Below are 14,341 nucleotides of genomic sequence, written 5' to 3'. Positions count from 1 at the left end.
CGACGCCCCCGCCTCCCGCGGACGGCGAACGCGAAGGTGCCGGTCACCCCTCACCAGGGGTGACCGGCACCTTCATGTCGGCCCGAACTCGCTTACAGCCCCTGCCAAGCGGGCTTGTTCGCGTACGTGTGCCGGAAGTACTCGGAGAGCTTGAGCTTCGACGCCGCCCCCTCGTCGACGACAACCGTCGCGTGCGGGTGCAGCTGAAGCGCCGAAGCCGGCACCACGGAGGCCACCGGCCCCTCGACGGTCGCCGCCACGGCGTCCGCCTTGCCCTCACCGGTGGCGAGCAGCACCAGATGCCGCGCCTCCAGGATCGTGCCGATGCCCTGCGTGATGACGTGACGCGGCACCTGGTCGAGGTCGCCGTCGAAGAAGCGCGCGTTGTCCGCGATGGTCTGCTGCGTCAGCGTCTTGATCCGCGTACGGGAGGCGATCGACGAACACGGCTCGTTGAAGCCGATGTGCCCGTCGGTGCCGATGCCGAGCAGCTGGAGGTCCACACCGCCGGCGGCGGCGAGCGCCTTGTCGTACGCCTCGCAGGCCGCCTGCACGTCCTCGGAGCTGCCGTCCGGGCCCATGAAGGAGCCCTCACTCAGGCCGAGCGGCTCGACGACCTCGCGCAGCACGGTCGCCCGGTAGGACTCGGGGTGTCCGGTCGGCAGTCCCACGTACTCGTCGAGCTGGGCGATACGGGCCTTCGACGCGTCGACCTCGCCGCCGCCGACCTTGGCCGCCAGCGCCTCGTAGATGGGCAGCGGGGTCGAGCCGGTGGCCACGCCGAGCAGGGCGTCGGGCTTGCGGCGCAGCAGCTGGGCCATCGCCTCGGCGATGAGCTCGCCGCCTGCCTTGGCGTCCGGGACGATCACAACTTCCACGCTGGGCCTGCCGATCTGGTCGAGGATGTGATGCTGCGCATGTGGTATAGACCAATCTAGCAGAGGTGGCCCGGCCGGTCACGGGGCGTACGCCCGCCGTTCGACCATGCTCGGCGCTCCCCGCGCCGACGGCACCTCGAAGCCGGCACGCCCGAACCGACTCGGCCGGGCGCGCGCCCGCGTCAGCCGCCACAGTGGAACCGAGCGTGCACAGGAGGAGCCCGGCCGGCCCCGCCCGCCGCACCCGCGACCGCCCCTCCGGAGGAGTCCGCATGACCGCCACCCCGTCGGCCCCGAAGAGCGAGCAGCCGGGCCGGATCATGGCCCGCGAGATGGCCGAGCAGCCCGCGGTGCTGCGCCGCCTCCTGGACACCGGCGCTCCCCGCATCCACGAGGTGGCCCGGCTGGTCGCGGCACAGGCGCCCCGCTTCGTCCTGCTCACCGCCCGCGGCACCTCCGACAACGCCGCCCTCTACGCGAAGTACCTGCTGGAGATCCAGCTCGGGATGCCCTGCGGCCTGGCCTCCATGTCCACCACGACGGCGTACGGCGCCCGGCCCGACCTGCGCGACGTCCTGGCCGTCACCGTCAGTCAATCGGGCGGCTCGCCCGACCTGGTCGCCTCCACGAAGGCGGCCCGAGCGGCCGGCGCGATCACCTTGGCGGTGACCAACAACCCGGACTCGCCGCTGGCCGCCGTCTCCGAGCACCACATCGACATCATGGCGGGCCCGGAGAAGGCGCTCCCGGCCACGAAGACGTACACCGCGTCCCTGCTCGCGCTCTACCTCTTCGTCGAGGGCCTGCGCGGCGGCGACGGCTCGCCCGCCGACGTGCTGCCCGGCCTCGCCCAGCAGCTCCTGGACCGCCAGGACGAGGTGCGCACCCTCGCCTCCCGCTACCGCTTCGCGAACCGCATGGTGATCACCTCGCGCGGCTACGGCTATCCGACCGCCAAGGAGGCAGCCCTCAAACTCATGGAGACCAGCTACATCCCGGCCCTGTCCTACTCGGGCGCCGACCTGCTGCACGGTCCGCTCGCCATGGTCGACAACATCTCACCGGTCATCGCCGTCGTCACGGACGGCAAGGGCGGCAGCATGCTCCAGCCCGTGCTCGACCGGCTGCGCGGCCGGGGCGCCGACCTCGTCGTCATCGGCCCCGAGGCGCAGGTGGACCGGGCGTCGGCCGGGTTCGTCCTGCCGACCGAGGGCGTTGCGGAGGAGGTCCAGCCGGTCCTGGAGATCATCCCGCTCCAGCTCCTCGCGTACGAGGTCACCATCGCCCGCGGCCAGGACCCGGACGCCCCGAGGGCGCTGGCGAAGGTGACGGAGACGCACTGACTCCCACCGCCCTCTCCGGCGCCCGCTCTTCTCCGGCGCCCGCCAGAATCCGCGGATGGCGACCAAGCGGCGCGGACGGCCCCGCTCCTTCGACCGGGACGCCACCCTGGAGAAGGGGATGCGCGCCTTCTGGGAACACGGCTACGAGGCGACGACGGTCGCCGACCTGACCCGGGCCATGGACATCGGCGCCCCAGCCTCTACGCGGCCTTCGGCGACAAGAAGACGCTGTTCGACGAGGTCGTCAGGTTCTACCGCGCCGCGCACGCCTCGTTCGGGGAGCGCGCCTGTGCCGAGGAGACCACGGCCCGGGCCGCGCTGGCCCGCCGCTCCACGAGGCCGCGGCCGCGTTCACACGCCCCGGCCTGCCGCACGGCTGCCTGGTCGTCCACGCGGCGGCCAACTGCACCACACCCGGGATCGAGGACGCCCTGCGAGACCGGCGGCAGGCGGATATCGCCGCTTTCGAGACCCGAATCCGGGCGGGTATCGCGGAAGGAGAGCTTCCACCCGACACGGACGCGGCGGCTCTGGCACGCTGTACGGGGGCGGTCTTCCAGGGGATGTCCCAGCACGCCCGCGACGGCGCGAGCCGGAGCGATCTCGAGTCACTCGCCGGCCTGGCGCTGGCGGCCTGGCCCGTGGCCGCGAAAGCGGATACGAAGAGACAACAACAAACATCGTCCAACGCGTAGACATGACAGAATGGTCTAGTCCACAATGCGATGGTAAAGCCTCCGCCCTCCCCGCACAGGAGGACGGACCGAGGAGCCGGCGCTCTCTGCCCTGACTGCGGCGGGTCCTCACACGGCCGACGGGACCGCACACCCGACGGCTGTTGCAACTCCGGGCTGCGGTGCCGGGAGGGCTGAGGGTCCCTCCCAGGCGCCGCGGCCCGCGGGTGTCTTCGGGGCCGAACCCGCCAGGTACCCTCGGCTCCGTGCCCTCCATGAACGACCTCGTACGCCAGCACACGGCCCTCGGCGACTCCGACCTCGAGTGGCTGCATCTGCTGGTCTCGGAGTGGCAGCTGCTCTCCGACCTCTCCTTCGCCGACCTCGTGCTGTGGGTTCCCACGCTCGACGGCACCCGCTACGTCTCCGTGGCGCAGATGCGGCCCAACACCGGCCCCACCTCGTACCAGGACGACATGGTCGGCCATCTCGTCCCGCGCGGCCGCCGCCCCCTCCTGGACGCCGCCCTCGACGAGGGACGCATCGTCCGCGAGGGCGACCCCGAGTGGCGCGAGGAGGTCCCGGTACGGGTCGAGTCCATCCCCGTACGCAGGGAAGGGCGCGTCCTCGGTGTGATCGCCCGCAACACGAACCTGCTCACGGTCCGTACCCCCTCCCGCCTCGAACTGACCTATCTCCAGTCGGCCTCCGACCTCGCCCAGATGATCGCGGCCGGGTCCTTCCCGTTCCCGGGCCAGCAGGTCGACATGGACGCCTCCCCGCGCGTCGGCGACGGCCTCATCCGCCTCGACGCGGACGGCGTCGTCCAGTACGCGTCGCCGAACGCGCTCTCCGCGTACCACCGGCTCGGATTCTCCGCCGACCTGGTCGGGCACCACCTCGGCCGGACGACGGCCGAACTCGCCCCGTCGCGCGGCCCGGTGGACGAGGCGCTCGCCAAGGTGGCCAGCGGCTGGGCGCCGCGCGAGTTCGAGATCGAGGGGGAGGAGGGGTCGATCCAGCTCCGCGCGATCCCCCTCAAGCCCAAGGGCACCCGCATCGGTTCCCTCGTCCTCCTGCGCGACGTCACCGAACTGCGCCGCCGCGAGCGGGAGTTGATCACCAAGGACGCGACCATCCGGGAGATCCACCACCGGGTGAAGAACAACCTCCAGACCGTCGCCGCCCTGCTGCGCCTCCAGGCCCGCCGCATCGACTCCGACAGCGGCCGCGAGGCGCTGGAGGAAGCGGTGCGCCGCGTCGGCTCCATCGCCATCGTCCACGAGACGCTCTCCCAGAACCTTGACGAGCGCGTGGAGTTCGACGAGATCGCCGACCGGGTGCTCGCCATGGTCGCGGAGATCTCACCGGGCGTGGTCACGGGCCGGCGCACCGGCCGCTTCGGCATCCTGGACGCCGAGGTCGCCACCCCGCTGTCGATGGTCCTCACCGAGGTCCTGCAGAACGCCCTGGAACACGGATTCCGTCAGGGCGACACCGGCACGGTCGAGGTCTCCGCGGTGCGCGGCGGCACCACCAAGGACGCCCGCCTCCTGATCACCGTCACCGACGACGGCATGGGCCTGCCCGAGGGCTTCGACCCGAAGCGCGCCGGCAACCTGGGCCTGCAGATCGTACGCACCCTGGTCGAGGGCGAGTTGAGCGGATCGTTCGACATGATCCCGGCGCCCGGCCGCGGGACGCGGGTCGTCCTCGACATCCCGGTGACCACCGACAAGTAGCCGGCCCGGCGCCGGGCCGCCGCGTCGGCAGACCGACACAGCAACCGACACAGCCGCAAACGCCAGTGAGCCCCGGACCGTTGGGTCCGGGGCTCACTGTTCGCGTTGCCCGGGTCTACATCCCGGGCGGAGCCTGGGTGGAGCTTCGGGGGTACTGCGCGCTGCGGCTCGGGGGCGGGAGTTGCGTACTCGCTGTACGCGCCGCCGGGCTCAGGCTCGTGGGGGGCGTGGACGTCAGGCGCTGGCCTGGCGAGCACGGTTGCGGGCGGCGCGACGCTTCATTGCGCGGCGCTCGTCCTCGCTGAGGCCACCCCAGACGCCGGAGTCCTGGCCGGACTCGAGCGCCCACTGCAGGCACTGCTCCATGACGGGGCAGCGGCGACAGACGGCCTTGGCTTCCTCGATCTGCAGCAGCGCAGGACCGGTGTTGCCGATGGGGAAGAAGAGCTCGGGGTCTTCCTCGCGGCAAACGGCGTTGTGACGCCAGTCCATGGCTGCTACCTCTCCTTGGTATTACGTGCGGGTTGCTTGTGAATGTGAACGCTTTCACGAATCCCTCGACAACGGAAGGGACTTTCGTCACATCTGCGACGGATGTCCTGTGTGTTGAGGAGGGGGTTCGGGCTCTCTGTGGGGCCGATGTTGCGGGCCGTCCCGAGCGCCATGTAGAGATTCGCAAACCTCGGCGGCGGATACAACCCCTTCAGGAAAGTTTTTTTTGATTCCTCGGTGTCGGCTAGGTCACAGCCGTACTTCCATGGGGTGGATCCTGGCCCAAACGTTCGAGATAAAGGACTTTGGGCTCTTCCACTCACACAATCACACGCAGTGCACGGCGTACGCCTGTGAACGTCACGCTCGTTCGCAGCCCCAGGTGGTCACCGTCCATCTGGAGGGGCAGGGGGACCTTCGATTGCAAGGTGAAGTCGGTCAGGTCGTGCAGGGTCACGGCGTTCTTCCCGTGGGGTCCCCGGACGGGTGACGAGGTGAGCAGCTGGGTGCCGTAACGGGCCACCGAAGGAGCGGACAATTTCTTGAGTCCCAGCACGTCAAGGCCGGTGTCGAAGGACGCCTGAGGGGACGCGTAGAGCGGCCTGTTCCCCAGATATGACCATGGGGAGGTATTGCAGACTATGGACAGGACCAGATCGGTGACGGGGGCCTCACCCGGCCGGTCCAGTGTGATCGCGCCGTGCCGGCGGTCGTGCTCGCCGAGGAACTGGCGTACGACCTGACGCAAATAGAGCGCGTGTGTCGATCGCTTTCCGCGTTCGCGTTGCTGTTCGACCCGGCCGATGACGCCTCCGTCGAAGCCGAGACCGGCACAGAACGTGAACCACCGGGACGGGGCGGCCTCGTCCGCCGTGCCCGGCGTGCCGCCCGCGCGGCCGAGACCCACCGTGCGCTCCCGGCCCTCGCGCAGAGCGTCGAGCAGGGCGCCCGTCGCCTCCACCGCGTCGTTCGGCAGGCCGAGGGCGCGGGCGAAGACATTGGTGGAGCCGCCGGGGACGACGGCGAGGCGGGGGAGGCGGTCCGGGTCGGGGCCGTGGTGCAGCAGGCCGTTCACGACCTCGTTGACCGTGCCGTCGCCGCCGAGGGCCACGACCAGCTCGATGTCCTTGCTCTCCGCGGCCTGCCGGCCGAGGTCCCTGGCGTGCCCGCGGTACTCCGTGGTGATCGCCTCGAGTTTCATCTCGCTCGCGAGCGCGTGGATCAGTACGTCACGCGTGCGCGCACTGGTGGTGGTTGCCGCCGGATTGACCACAAGAAGTGCACGCATGCGAAGCAGGGTACCTACCGGGTGGTACTCGGCCCAGACCGAGGTAGGAGTCGGGTAAGAAACGGGGGTCCCGCGGGCCCCACCCGGGGCGGCCGGGAGGTACGGGCCGAGGGCTACCCTGCTTGGGTGACCTCAGAGCAGAACCCCAGCCCCGAAGACGCCGCGACCACCGACGACGGCCCGCGCCCCGGGCGGCTGACCGCGGCCGCCGGGCTGGCCGGTCTCGAGGGGGCCGCCCTGCTCGTCGGCGGCGTCTCCATGCTCGTCATGGGCCTCGCAGGTCACCCCGACGACCCCGAGCAGGCCGTGACCGGCGGTGTCACGCTCGCCGTCCTCGCGCTGCTGCCGCTGATCGCGGCGCGCGGGCTGCTGAAGCGGCGCAGCTGGAGCCGGGGGCCCGCGATCATCACGCAGATCATGGCGCTTCCGGTCGCCTACACGCTGCTCCAGGCCGACAGCGTGATGATCCCGGGCGGGATCGCGCTCGCCGTCGTCGCGGTGACGGCGCTGGTGCTCCTGGTGAACCCGGCCACGACCCGGGCGCTCGGCATCACGACTCCGGGCGCCGCGGGCGACGTACCGGGCCAGAAGTAGCCGGCCCGTACGCCTCGGGGCTCACTCCTCGACGAGGAGCTTCTCGCGCAGCTGGGCCAGGGTGCGGGCCAGCAGGCGCGAGACATGCATCTGGGAGATGCCGACCTCCTGCGCGATCTGCGACTGCGTCATGTTCCCGAAGAAGCGAAGCAGCAGGATCCGCTTCTCGCGCGGCGGCAGGTCCTCCAGGAGCGGCTTGAGGGACTCGCGGTACTCGACGCCCTCCAGCGCCTCGTCCTCGGATCCCAGTGTGTCCGCCACTGCAGGCGACTCGTCGTCCGTGTCCGGGACGTCGAGGGACAGCGTGGAGTACGCGTTGGCCGACTCCAGGCCCTCCAGGACCTCCTCCTCCGAGATCGCCAGCTTCTCGGCGAGCTCGTGGACCGTGGGGGAGCGGCCGTGCAGCTGGGACAGCTCGGCCGTCGCCGTCGTCAGTGCGAGACGCAGTTCCTGAAGACGCCGCGGGACGCGTACCGCCCAGCCCTTGTCGCGGAAGTGGCGCTTGATCTCACCGACGACCGTCGGCGTCGCGTACGTGGAGAACTCCACGCCGCGCTCCGGGTCGAAGCGGTCCACCGACTTGATCAGGCCGATCGTGGCGACCTGGGTCAGGTCGTCGAGCGGCTCGCCGCGGTTGCGGAAACGGCGGGCCAGGTGCTCGACGAGCGGCAGATGCATACGGACCAGCTGATTGCGCAGGTCCGCGTACTCAGGGCTGCCGTCCTTCAGGGTGCGCAGCTCGATGAACATCAGCCGTGCGCCGCTGCGGTCCCGCGGATCGTGGGTGCGCTGCTGGTCACCGTGTCGCTCGTGCTCGCTCATCCATCCCGCCCGTCGCGCGTCCGGTCCTGCGGAGATCTTCTCCCCGCCGGCCGGCTCTGCCTGCCCCGACGCATCGGCCACCGCCGGCGGACCCGGCCGTTCGAGGTCCGCGGGGTCCTCCGGGTGCGGCCGGGCCTGCTGTTCGGGGATGCCGTCGGCAAGCCGCCGCATCCCGTCCCCGCCGTCGGCCGGGAGGTCCTGTGTGCCGTGCTTCTCGTCCCGCACCGGCCCGTCCCCGTTCGTCACGCCGGCCCGGGACCCGCGCCGCGCTGTTTGTAGAGGCTGATCGAGACGGTGTTGTCGTCGGCGACCGTGGAGTCCACCTTGCCCGCGAGGGCCGACAGCACAGTCCAGGCGAAGGTGTCGCGCTCCGGGGCGCGGCCGTCGGTGGTGGGCGCCGAGACCGTCACCTCCAGCGAGTCGTCGACGAGCCGGAAGACGCAGCTGAGTACCGAGCCGGGCACGGCCTGCTGGAGCAGGATCGCGCACGCCTCGTCGACCGCGATACGGAGGTCCTCGATCTCGTCGAGGGTGAAGTCCAAACGCGCCGCGAGGCCGGCCGTGGCCGTCCGCAGCACCGACAGGTAGGCACCCGCAGCCGGCAGCCGGACTTCTACGAAGTCCTGATTCCCGGGCTCGCCTGCGATCTGGGACACCCTCACCTCCATGGTGGTACAAGCACTTTCGGGCTCCGGAGGGTACGTCCCCCGGGTGACGCGCTATGTGTTCAGCGGTGACGCTACCGCGCGCCCAAGTCTTCTGTCCCGGGGACCCCCGGCCCGTTGGTGTCACTCATAGTAAGCCTATGAGTACGGACAGTGGCTAGAGGGTGTGCGGGCTCAATTGGAAAGAGCGGGCGCCGGGTTGACGTACCCAGGCCTCGCACGGTCGAACCGCAAACCGGCGCGGTCCTCAGACGAGCAGGCTGTCCACGAAGCACCAGCGCCAGCTCTCGCCGGGCTCGAACGTCCGGATCACCGCGTGGCCCGTCTCGTTGAAGTGCTGCGTCGCGTGCTTCAGGGGCGAGGAGTCACAGCAGCCCACATGCCCACATTCCAGACAGAGCCGCAGCTGCACCGGGTGGCTGCCGGCCGCGAGGCACTCCGGGCAGGTGTCGCTCAGGGGCGCGGGTTCGGGGTGAGGCAGCGCGTCGACGTGCGGGCACTCGTTCATGATGGCCAGGTTACGACGGGCGGCGGCGTGGCGGACGGCGGAGGGACGGGCTGATGGATGTATTGCCCCTGGTGGCACTGATCGCGGCGAGCGCGGCGGTCGCGGGGGCCGCGCGCCGGACCCCGGTCCCCGCGCCGCTGCTGCTCGTCGCGGTCGGACTCGTGGCGTCGTACCTGCCCGGGGTGCCGCAGTACACGCTCGACCCGCACATCGTGCTTCCGCTCATCCTGCCGCCGCTGCTGCACACCGCGGCCCTGGAGAGTTCGTACCTCGACCTGCGGGCCAATGTCAGGCCGGTCGCGCTGCTCTCCGTCGGGTACGTGCTGTTCGCGACCGTCGCCGTCGGCTGGCTCGCGTACGAGCTGATCCCCGATCTGCCGCTGACGGCCGCGCTGGTCCTGGGCGCGGTGATCGCCCCGCCGGACGCGGTCGCCGCGACGGCCATCGCGCGCAAGGTGGGGCTGCCCGCGCGGATCACGACGATCCTTCAGGGCGAGTCCCTGGTGAACGACGCCACCGCGATCACCGCCTACAAGGTGGCGCTGGCCGCCGCGGTCGGGGAGGGCGCGAGCTGGGCGGGCGGGATCAGGGAGTTCCTGGTGGCGTCGGTCGGCGGCGTCGGCGTCGGGCTCGTCCTGATGGTGCCGCTGCACTGGCTGCGGACGCACCTGAAGGAGGCGATCCTCCAGAACACGCTCTCCCTGCTCATCCCGTTCGTCGCCTACGCGGCCGCCGAGCAGGTCGGCGCCTCCGGAGTGCTCGCCGTGGTCACGGTCGCCCTCTACCTGGGGCACCGCTCCTGGCAGGTCGACTTCGAGACACGGCTCCAGGAGGCCGCCGTGTGGAAGGTGGTCGCCTTCATCCTGGAGTCGGCGGTCTTCGCGCTCATCGGACTCCAGCTGCCCTTCGTCCTCAAGGACCTCGGCGAGTACAGCGTCGGAGAGGCCCTCGCGTACGCCGTCGCGGTCTTCGTGCTCGTCGTGGTGATGCGCTTCGTGTGGTCGTATCCGGCGACCTATGTGCCCTGGTGGCTCTCGGCGCGGACCAGGGAGCGGGAACGGGACACCGACTGGCGGCGGCCGCTCGTGGTGAGCTGGGCCGGGATGCGCGGAGTCGTGTCGCTCGCGATCGCCTTCTCGATCCCGCTGTTCGTCGACGACGGGAGCCCTTTCCCCGCTCGCAACCTGGTCCTGTTCCTGACGTTCACGACTGTGATCGGAACCCTCGTCGTGCAGGGGCTCTCGCTGCCCTGGCTGATCAGGATCCTGAAGCTGCCGGGACGCGACACGCAGGCCGAGACGCTCGCCGAGGCGCAGGCGCAGAACGCCGCATCCCAGGCCGCCGAGGAGCGCGTGAACGAGCTGATGGAGGACGAGCGCAACTGTCTTCCCGGGCCTCTGGAGGACCGGCTGCGGACCGTCCTGGAGCGCCGCCGCAACTCTGTGTGGGAGCGGCTCGGCCAAGCCAACCCGGTGACGGGGGAGTCCGCCGACGACACCTATCGCAGGCTCACTCGGGAGGCCATCGCGGCCGAGCGAGAGGTCTTCGTACGGATGCGGGACGAGCGGCGGATCGACGACGAGATGATGCGCACGCTGCTGCGCAAGCTCGACCTGGAGGAGGCGGCGGCCTACCGGGAGGTCGGCGACTGACCGGCCGCTACGGAGAGGGCGTTCCCGTGACGACGGCCATGAGCCGGGTGCCCGGCGCGAACGCGCCCTCCTCGGTGAGGGTGAGCAGCGCGTACAGGAGCTTGGCCACATAGAGGCGCTCGACCGGCAGGCCGTGACGCTGCTCGAAGTCCTCGGCGAAGGCGAGGAGGGCGGGGGTGGTGCGGCCGTAGCCGCCGCAGTGGAAGCGCTCGTCCAGGGACCAGTCGCCCCGCGGGCCGCCGAACGCCGCCTCCTGGAGGGTGCGTATCTCGTCGCCGAGGAAGCCGCCCCTCAGGACGGGTATGCCGAGCGCTCGCTGCCCCTCGCCGAGCCCGGCGGCGAGTCCGGCGAGCGTGCCGCCCGTGCCGCAGGCGACGCCCACCACGCCGGCGGCCTCCTGCAGTTCCCGCCCGAGCTCCGCGCAGCCGCGGACGGCCTCGGCGTTGCTGCCGCCCTCGGGGACGACGTAGGGCGTGCCCCCGTCACCGTCGCGCGGCGCCACCTCGCGCAGGATGCGCGCGAGCGTGGCCGGATCCCGCTTCTCCCGGTACGTCGTCCGGTCGACGAAGTGCAGGCGCATGCCGTCGTCCGCGCAGCGCGCGAGAGAGATGTTCAGGGGCTGGCCCGCGAGCTCCTGGCCCCGGACGACGCCGATGGTCCGCAGTCCCAGGAGGCGGCCCGCGGCGGCCGTGGCGCGCAGGTGGTTGGAGTAGGCACCGCCGAACGTGAGCAGTGTGCCGTGGCCCCCGGCGGTCGCCGCTGCCAGGTTCGGGGCCAGCTTGCGCCACTTGTTGCCGGGCAGGTCGGGGTGGATGAGGTCGTCTCGCTTGAGCAGGAGCCGCACCCCGTGACGGTGGAACCGGTCGTCGGCGACCGGCTCCACCGGCGAGGGAAGCCGGGGGTGCAGGGGCGGGCGCGGGAGGTGCGGGGTCACCTGCTCATTGTGCAAGCGGGAGGGCGCGGGCCGCGTGCCGGAGGGCGGCTACTTGAGCCGGTCGCGGATGCGCCCCCGCATCGAGGCCATCGTGAAGCCGCGCGGGTCGACCTTGCCCGGCTGCCACTCCAGGTGGCCGATCACCGAGCGCTCCGTCCAGCCGTGATGGCGGCACACCGCGGCCGCCGCCCTCTCGATGGCCTCCAGCTGCGCGGCGGGCCAGGGGTCCTCGCCGTCGCCGAGGTTCTCGCACTCGAAGCCGTAGAAGTGGCGGTTGCCGTCCGTGTTCGCCTCGTTGTCGTGGGGCAGCGCCTTCTCGGCGATGACCGCCCGCAGCACGTCGTCGTCGCCGAGACCCGCGTGGTTGGCCCGGCCGTAGCCGACGAGGTGGACGTGGCCGTCCTTCGTGATGACGCCGTGGCACAGCGGCCCCGGCAGGTCCGCGCGCCCCTTCCGGCAGAGGTCGACGGTCTGCTTGCTGCCCGACGTCACGGTGTGGTGGATCATCACGCCGTTCACCGGGCCCCAGGGGCCCTTGTGGTTGCGGTTGTGGTGTCTCCAGTCGCCTACCTCGACCACCGTCAGGCCTTCATGCCTGAGGGCCTCCAGGAAGCTGCTCGCGGACATGGGTGGGGCCATGGCCGCCTCCTTCGCGGGGTGCGACGGAAGCGGGGCGCGTCCGTCTCGTACGCCGCTTGTACCCGAACCGGCCCACCGGAACTACTTGTTCGCATCGCGTGCGAGCCGTTCCGGTCATCGCGGGCTGTTCCGGTCGGGGAGGCGTGCAGGCGGGCAGGCGTACGTGCCTGTGTGAGGTCGGGTGGGAGGCGGTGCGGCGGCCTCAGCTCCGCAGGAAGCCGTCCCCGTGTTCCGCGACGTGGTGCTCCAGGGCTCCGAGCGCGGCGTGGGTCGCCTCGGGGGTGCCGGTGCCCTTCCGCTCCGCGTAGTAAGCGGCGCCCAGCCTCTTCAGGAGGTCGCCGCCCGCCCGCTGCGCCTGCACCTCGTCGAGCTTCTGCTTGCCCTGCGTGAGCCCTCGCTGCGCCTGCTCCTTGGCGCGGTCCAGGAAGCCTGTCATTGCTGTCTCCCGTCATCGGTGCCTCGGTGTATCGGTTGAACGCCCACCGGGATCTTGAAGTTCCGCCGTCGGAAAGTTCCCTACCCGGAAAAACGGGCATCGTGCCCCGTCCACTCTCACCCAACCCCGCTCGTTTGTGTAATGGCGCGGCCACAATGCGTGCTGGAAGTCTTGTCGCCGCAGGTCAGTTCTTGATCGGGAGGCATAGCCCATGTCGGTAGGCGAAGAAGTCCGCACGGAGCAGGCCGGGCCGCAGCAGAGTCTCGGCACATCCGCCGCGCGGAATCTGGCCACCACCACCAAGTCCGCTCCACAGATGCAGGAGATCAGCTCCCGGTGGCTGCTGCGGATGCTGCCCTGGGTGAACGTGCAGGGCGGCACGTACCGGGTGAACCGGCGGCTCAGCTACTCGGTCGGCGACGGACGCGTGACGTTCGTGAAGACCGGCGACCAGGTGCGGGTCATCCCCGCGGAGCTCGGCGAGCTGCCGGTGCTGCGGGACTACGGGGACCAGGAGGTGCTCGGGGAGCTCGCCGTGCGGTGCCGGCAGCGGGAGTACGCGCCGGGTGAACTGCTCGCCTCGTTCGGCAGCCCCGCGGACGAGGTGTTCCTGCTCGCCCACGGCAGGGTCGAGAAGATCGGCACCGGCCCCTACGGGGACGACGCGGTCCTCGGGATCCTGGCCGACGGGGCGTACTTCGGCGAGCAGGCGCTGCTCGACCCGGAGGCCATCTGGGAGTACACGGCGCGCGCCGTGACCGCGTGCACCGTGCTCGCGCTGCCCCGCCAGGACCTGGAGCAGGTCGCGGAGCGCTCCGAGAGCCTCGCCGGGCACCTGGGAGCGCTGCGGTCCATCCCGGAGCAACGGGCGAACAGGTTCGGCGAGAAGCAGATCGACGTCTCCGCCGGCCACGTCGGCGAGGCGGTGCTTCCGGGTACGTACGTCGACTACGACGCGGCGCCCCGCGAGTACGAGCTGAGCGTCGCCCAGACCGTCCTGCGCATCCACTCACGCGTGGCGGATCTGTACAACCAGCCGATGAACCAGACGGAGCATCAGCTCCGGCTCACCGTCGAGGCGTTGAAGGAGCGCCAGGAGCACGAGCTCATCAACAACCGGGAGTTCGGCCTGCTCAACAACTGCGAGTACGAGCAGCGGCTCCAGCCGCACGACGGCGTGCCCGGCCCGGACGACATGGACGAGCTGCTCAGCCGGCGCCGGGGCTCGAAGCTGTTCCTCGCCCACCCGCGCGCCATCGCCGCGTTCGGGCGCGAGTGCAACAAGCGGGGGCTCGTCCCGGAGTCCGTCGAAGTGGGGGGCAACCGCATCCCGACCTGGCGCGGGGTGCCGATCTTCCCGAGCAACAAGATCCCCGTGTCCGACGCGCGCACGACGTCGATCATCTGCATGCGTACCGGCGAGGAGGAGCAGGGCGTCATCGGCCTCCAGCAGGCGGGCATCCCGGACGAGATCGAGCCGAGCCTGTCGGTGCGGTTCATGGGCATCAGCGAGCAGGCGATCATCTCGTACCTGGTGACGACGTACTACTCGGCGGCGGTGCTCGTGCCGGACGCGCTCGGTGTCCTGGAGAACGTCGAGATCGGCAGGTGGCGTTGAAGCTCAGGACGCAGACGAAGCAGTCCCTAGCGCCGCAGCAGCAAGGGAGACCGGGC

The 14,341-nt window shown here is 70.9% G+C and carries 14 protein-coding genes and 1 pseudogene; 6 read left to right on the top strand and 9 right to left on the bottom strand.

Annotation, left to right across the window (positions count from 1 at the left end):
* Positions 1–92: 92 nt before the first annotated feature.
* Positions 93–878, bottom strand: a complete 786-nt coding sequence (nagB, locus tag OG758_RS19805; RefSeq protein ID WP_326711241.1) for a glucosamine-6-phosphate deaminase — start codon at positions 876–878, stop codon at positions 93–95.
* Positions 879–1,150: 272 nt separating this feature from the next.
* Between nagB and OG758_RS19800 the strand changes: the two genes are divergently transcribed.
* The 3 genes and pseudogenes from OG758_RS19800 (at position 1,151) to OG758_RS19790 (ending at position 4,637) form a co-directional block, all read left to right on the top strand.
* Positions 1,151–2,221 (top strand): SIS domain-containing protein, encoded by a 1,071-nt coding sequence (locus OG758_RS19800; protein ID WP_326711240.1) that lies wholly within the window; start codon positions 1,151–1,153, stop codon positions 2,219–2,221.
* 55 nt (positions 2,222–2,276) lie between these two features.
* Positions 2,277–2,916, top strand: a pseudogene (locus OG758_RS19795) (TetR/AcrR family transcriptional regulator).
* Between the two features lie 254 nt (positions 2,917–3,170).
* On the top strand, positions 3,171–4,637 hold the full coding sequence (locus tag OG758_RS19790; RefSeq protein WP_326715965.1) for a sensor histidine kinase: 1,467 nt from the start codon (positions 3,171–3,173) through the stop codon (positions 4,635–4,637).
* Between the two features lie 234 nt (positions 4,638–4,871).
* On the opposite strand, the gene OG758_RS19785 is transcribed toward OG758_RS19790, so the two are convergent.
* Together OG758_RS19785 and OG758_RS19780 are read right to left on the bottom strand one after the other, a co-directional pair.
* A complete protein-coding gene (locus tag OG758_RS19785; protein WP_016639615.1) occupies positions 4,872–5,129 on the bottom strand; it encodes a WhiB family transcriptional regulator in 258 nt (85 codons plus the stop codon).
* 319 nt (positions 5,130–5,448) lie between these two features.
* Positions 5,449–6,417, bottom strand: coding sequence for a diacylglycerol/lipid kinase family protein (locus OG758_RS19780; RefSeq protein WP_326711239.1), 969 nt, complete (start codon positions 6,415–6,417; stop codon positions 5,449–5,451).
* 126 nt (positions 6,418–6,543) lie between these two features.
* On the opposite strand from OG758_RS19780, the gene OG758_RS19775 reads away from it, so the two are divergent.
* Positions 6,544–7,011 (top strand): hypothetical protein, encoded by a 468-nt coding sequence (locus tag OG758_RS19775; protein WP_326711238.1) that lies wholly within the window; start codon positions 6,544–6,546, stop codon positions 7,009–7,011.
* A 21-nt stretch (positions 7,012–7,032) separates the two neighbouring features.
* Here the strand turns inward: OG758_RS19775 and OG758_RS19770 are convergent, their stop codons facing one another.
* The 3 genes from OG758_RS19770 to OG758_RS19760 form a co-directional block, all read right to left on the bottom strand.
* Entirely contained in the window at positions 7,033–8,079 is a 1,047-nt protein-coding gene (locus tag OG758_RS19770; protein ID WP_326711237.1) for an RNA polymerase sigma factor SigF, read from the bottom strand.
* The gene (locus OG758_RS19765; protein WP_100595936.1) at positions 8,076–8,489 is read right to left on the bottom strand and encodes an anti-sigma regulatory factor; all 414 of its coding nucleotides are present in this window, start codon (positions 8,487–8,489) and stop codon (positions 8,076–8,078) included. Before OG758_RS19765 ends, OG758_RS19770 begins: the two co-directional genes overlap by 4 nt.
* A 256-nt stretch (positions 8,490–8,745) precedes the next feature.
* Positions 8,746–9,006: a UBP-type zinc finger domain-containing protein gene (locus tag OG758_RS19760; protein WP_326711236.1), complete on the bottom strand. Its 261-nt coding sequence runs from the start codon at positions 9,004–9,006 to the stop codon at positions 8,746–8,748.
* Between the two features lie 53 nt (positions 9,007–9,059).
* Between OG758_RS19760 and OG758_RS19755 the strand changes: the two genes are divergently transcribed.
* Positions 9,060–10,658 (top strand): Na+/H+ antiporter, encoded by a 1,599-nt coding sequence (locus OG758_RS19755; RefSeq protein ID WP_326711235.1) that lies wholly within the window; start codon positions 9,060–9,062, stop codon positions 10,656–10,658.
* Positions 10,659–10,665: 7 nt separating this feature from the next.
* On the opposite strand, the gene OG758_RS19750 is transcribed toward OG758_RS19755, so the two are convergent.
* The 3 genes from OG758_RS19750 to OG758_RS19740 all read right to left on the bottom strand — a co-directional run bounded on the left by OG758_RS19750 (position 10,666) and on the right by OG758_RS19740 (position 12,667).
* Positions 10,666–11,592: a 1-aminocyclopropane-1-carboxylate deaminase/D-cysteine desulfhydrase gene (locus tag OG758_RS19750; protein ID WP_326711234.1), complete on the bottom strand. Its 927-nt coding sequence runs from the start codon at positions 11,590–11,592 to the stop codon at positions 10,666–10,668.
* 48 nt (positions 11,593–11,640) lie between these two features.
* Positions 11,641–12,231, bottom strand: coding sequence for an N-acetylmuramoyl-L-alanine amidase (locus OG758_RS19745; protein ID WP_326711233.1), 591 nt, complete (start codon positions 12,229–12,231; stop codon positions 11,641–11,643).
* Positions 12,232–12,433: 202 nt separating this feature from the next.
* Complete coding sequence (locus tag OG758_RS19740) at positions 12,434–12,667, bottom strand: hypothetical protein (RefSeq protein ID WP_326711232.1); 234 nt, start codon at positions 12,665–12,667, stop codon at positions 12,434–12,436.
* Positions 12,668–12,878: 211 nt separating this feature from the next.
* Here OG758_RS19740 and OG758_RS19735 point away from each other — a divergent pair, with 211 nt between their 5' ends.
* Positions 12,879–14,285 (top strand): family 2B encapsulin nanocompartment shell protein, encoded by a 1,407-nt coding sequence (locus OG758_RS19735; RefSeq protein WP_326711231.1) that lies wholly within the window; start codon positions 12,879–12,881, stop codon positions 14,283–14,285.
* Positions 14,286–14,341: the final 56 nt, after the last annotated feature.

This window comes from Streptomyces sp. NBC_01474, assembly GCF_035918215.1.
GTDB classification, from domain to species: Bacteria; Actinomycetota; Actinomycetes; order Streptomycetales; family Streptomycetaceae; genus Streptomyces; species Streptomyces aureus.
The sequence above is the reverse complement of the archived record's forward strand: the minus strand, read 5'-3'. Positions and strand labels throughout refer to the sequence as shown.

Bases quoted from the DNA above. Each gene is read 5' to 3' on its own strand.
- OG758_RS19735 (WP_326711231.1), top strand. From the start codon at position 12,879: ATGTCGGTAGGCGAAGAAGTCCGCACGGAGCAGGCCGGGCCGCAGCAG.
- OG758_RS19745 (WP_326711233.1), bottom strand. From the start codon at position 12,231: ATGGCCCCACCCATGTCCGCGAGCAGCTTCCTGGAGGCCCTCAGGCAT.
- OG758_RS19785 (WP_016639615.1), bottom strand. From the start codon at position 5,129: ATGGACTGGCGTCACAACGCCGTTTGCCGCGAGGAAGACCCCGAGCTC.
- OG758_RS19760 (WP_326711236.1), bottom strand. From the start codon at position 9,006: ATGAACGAGTGCCCGCACGTCGACGCGCTGCCTCACCCCGAACCCGCG.
- OG758_RS19790 (WP_326715965.1), top strand. From the start codon at position 3,171: ATGAACGACCTCGTACGCCAGCACACGGCCCTCGGCGACTCCGACCTC.
- OG758_RS19755 (WP_326711235.1), top strand. From the start codon at position 9,060: ATGGATGTATTGCCCCTGGTGGCACTGATCGCGGCGAGCGCGGCGGTC.
- OG758_RS19740 (WP_326711232.1), bottom strand. From the start codon at position 12,667: ATGACAGGCTTCCTGGACCGCGCCAAGGAGCAGGCGCAGCGAGGGCTC.
- OG758_RS19780 (WP_326711239.1), bottom strand. From the start codon at position 6,417: ATGCGTGCACTTCTTGTGGTCAATCCGGCGGCAACCACCACCAGTGCG.
- OG758_RS19800 (WP_326711240.1), top strand. From the start codon at position 1,151: ATGACCGCCACCCCGTCGGCCCCGAAGAGCGAGCAGCCGGGCCGGATC.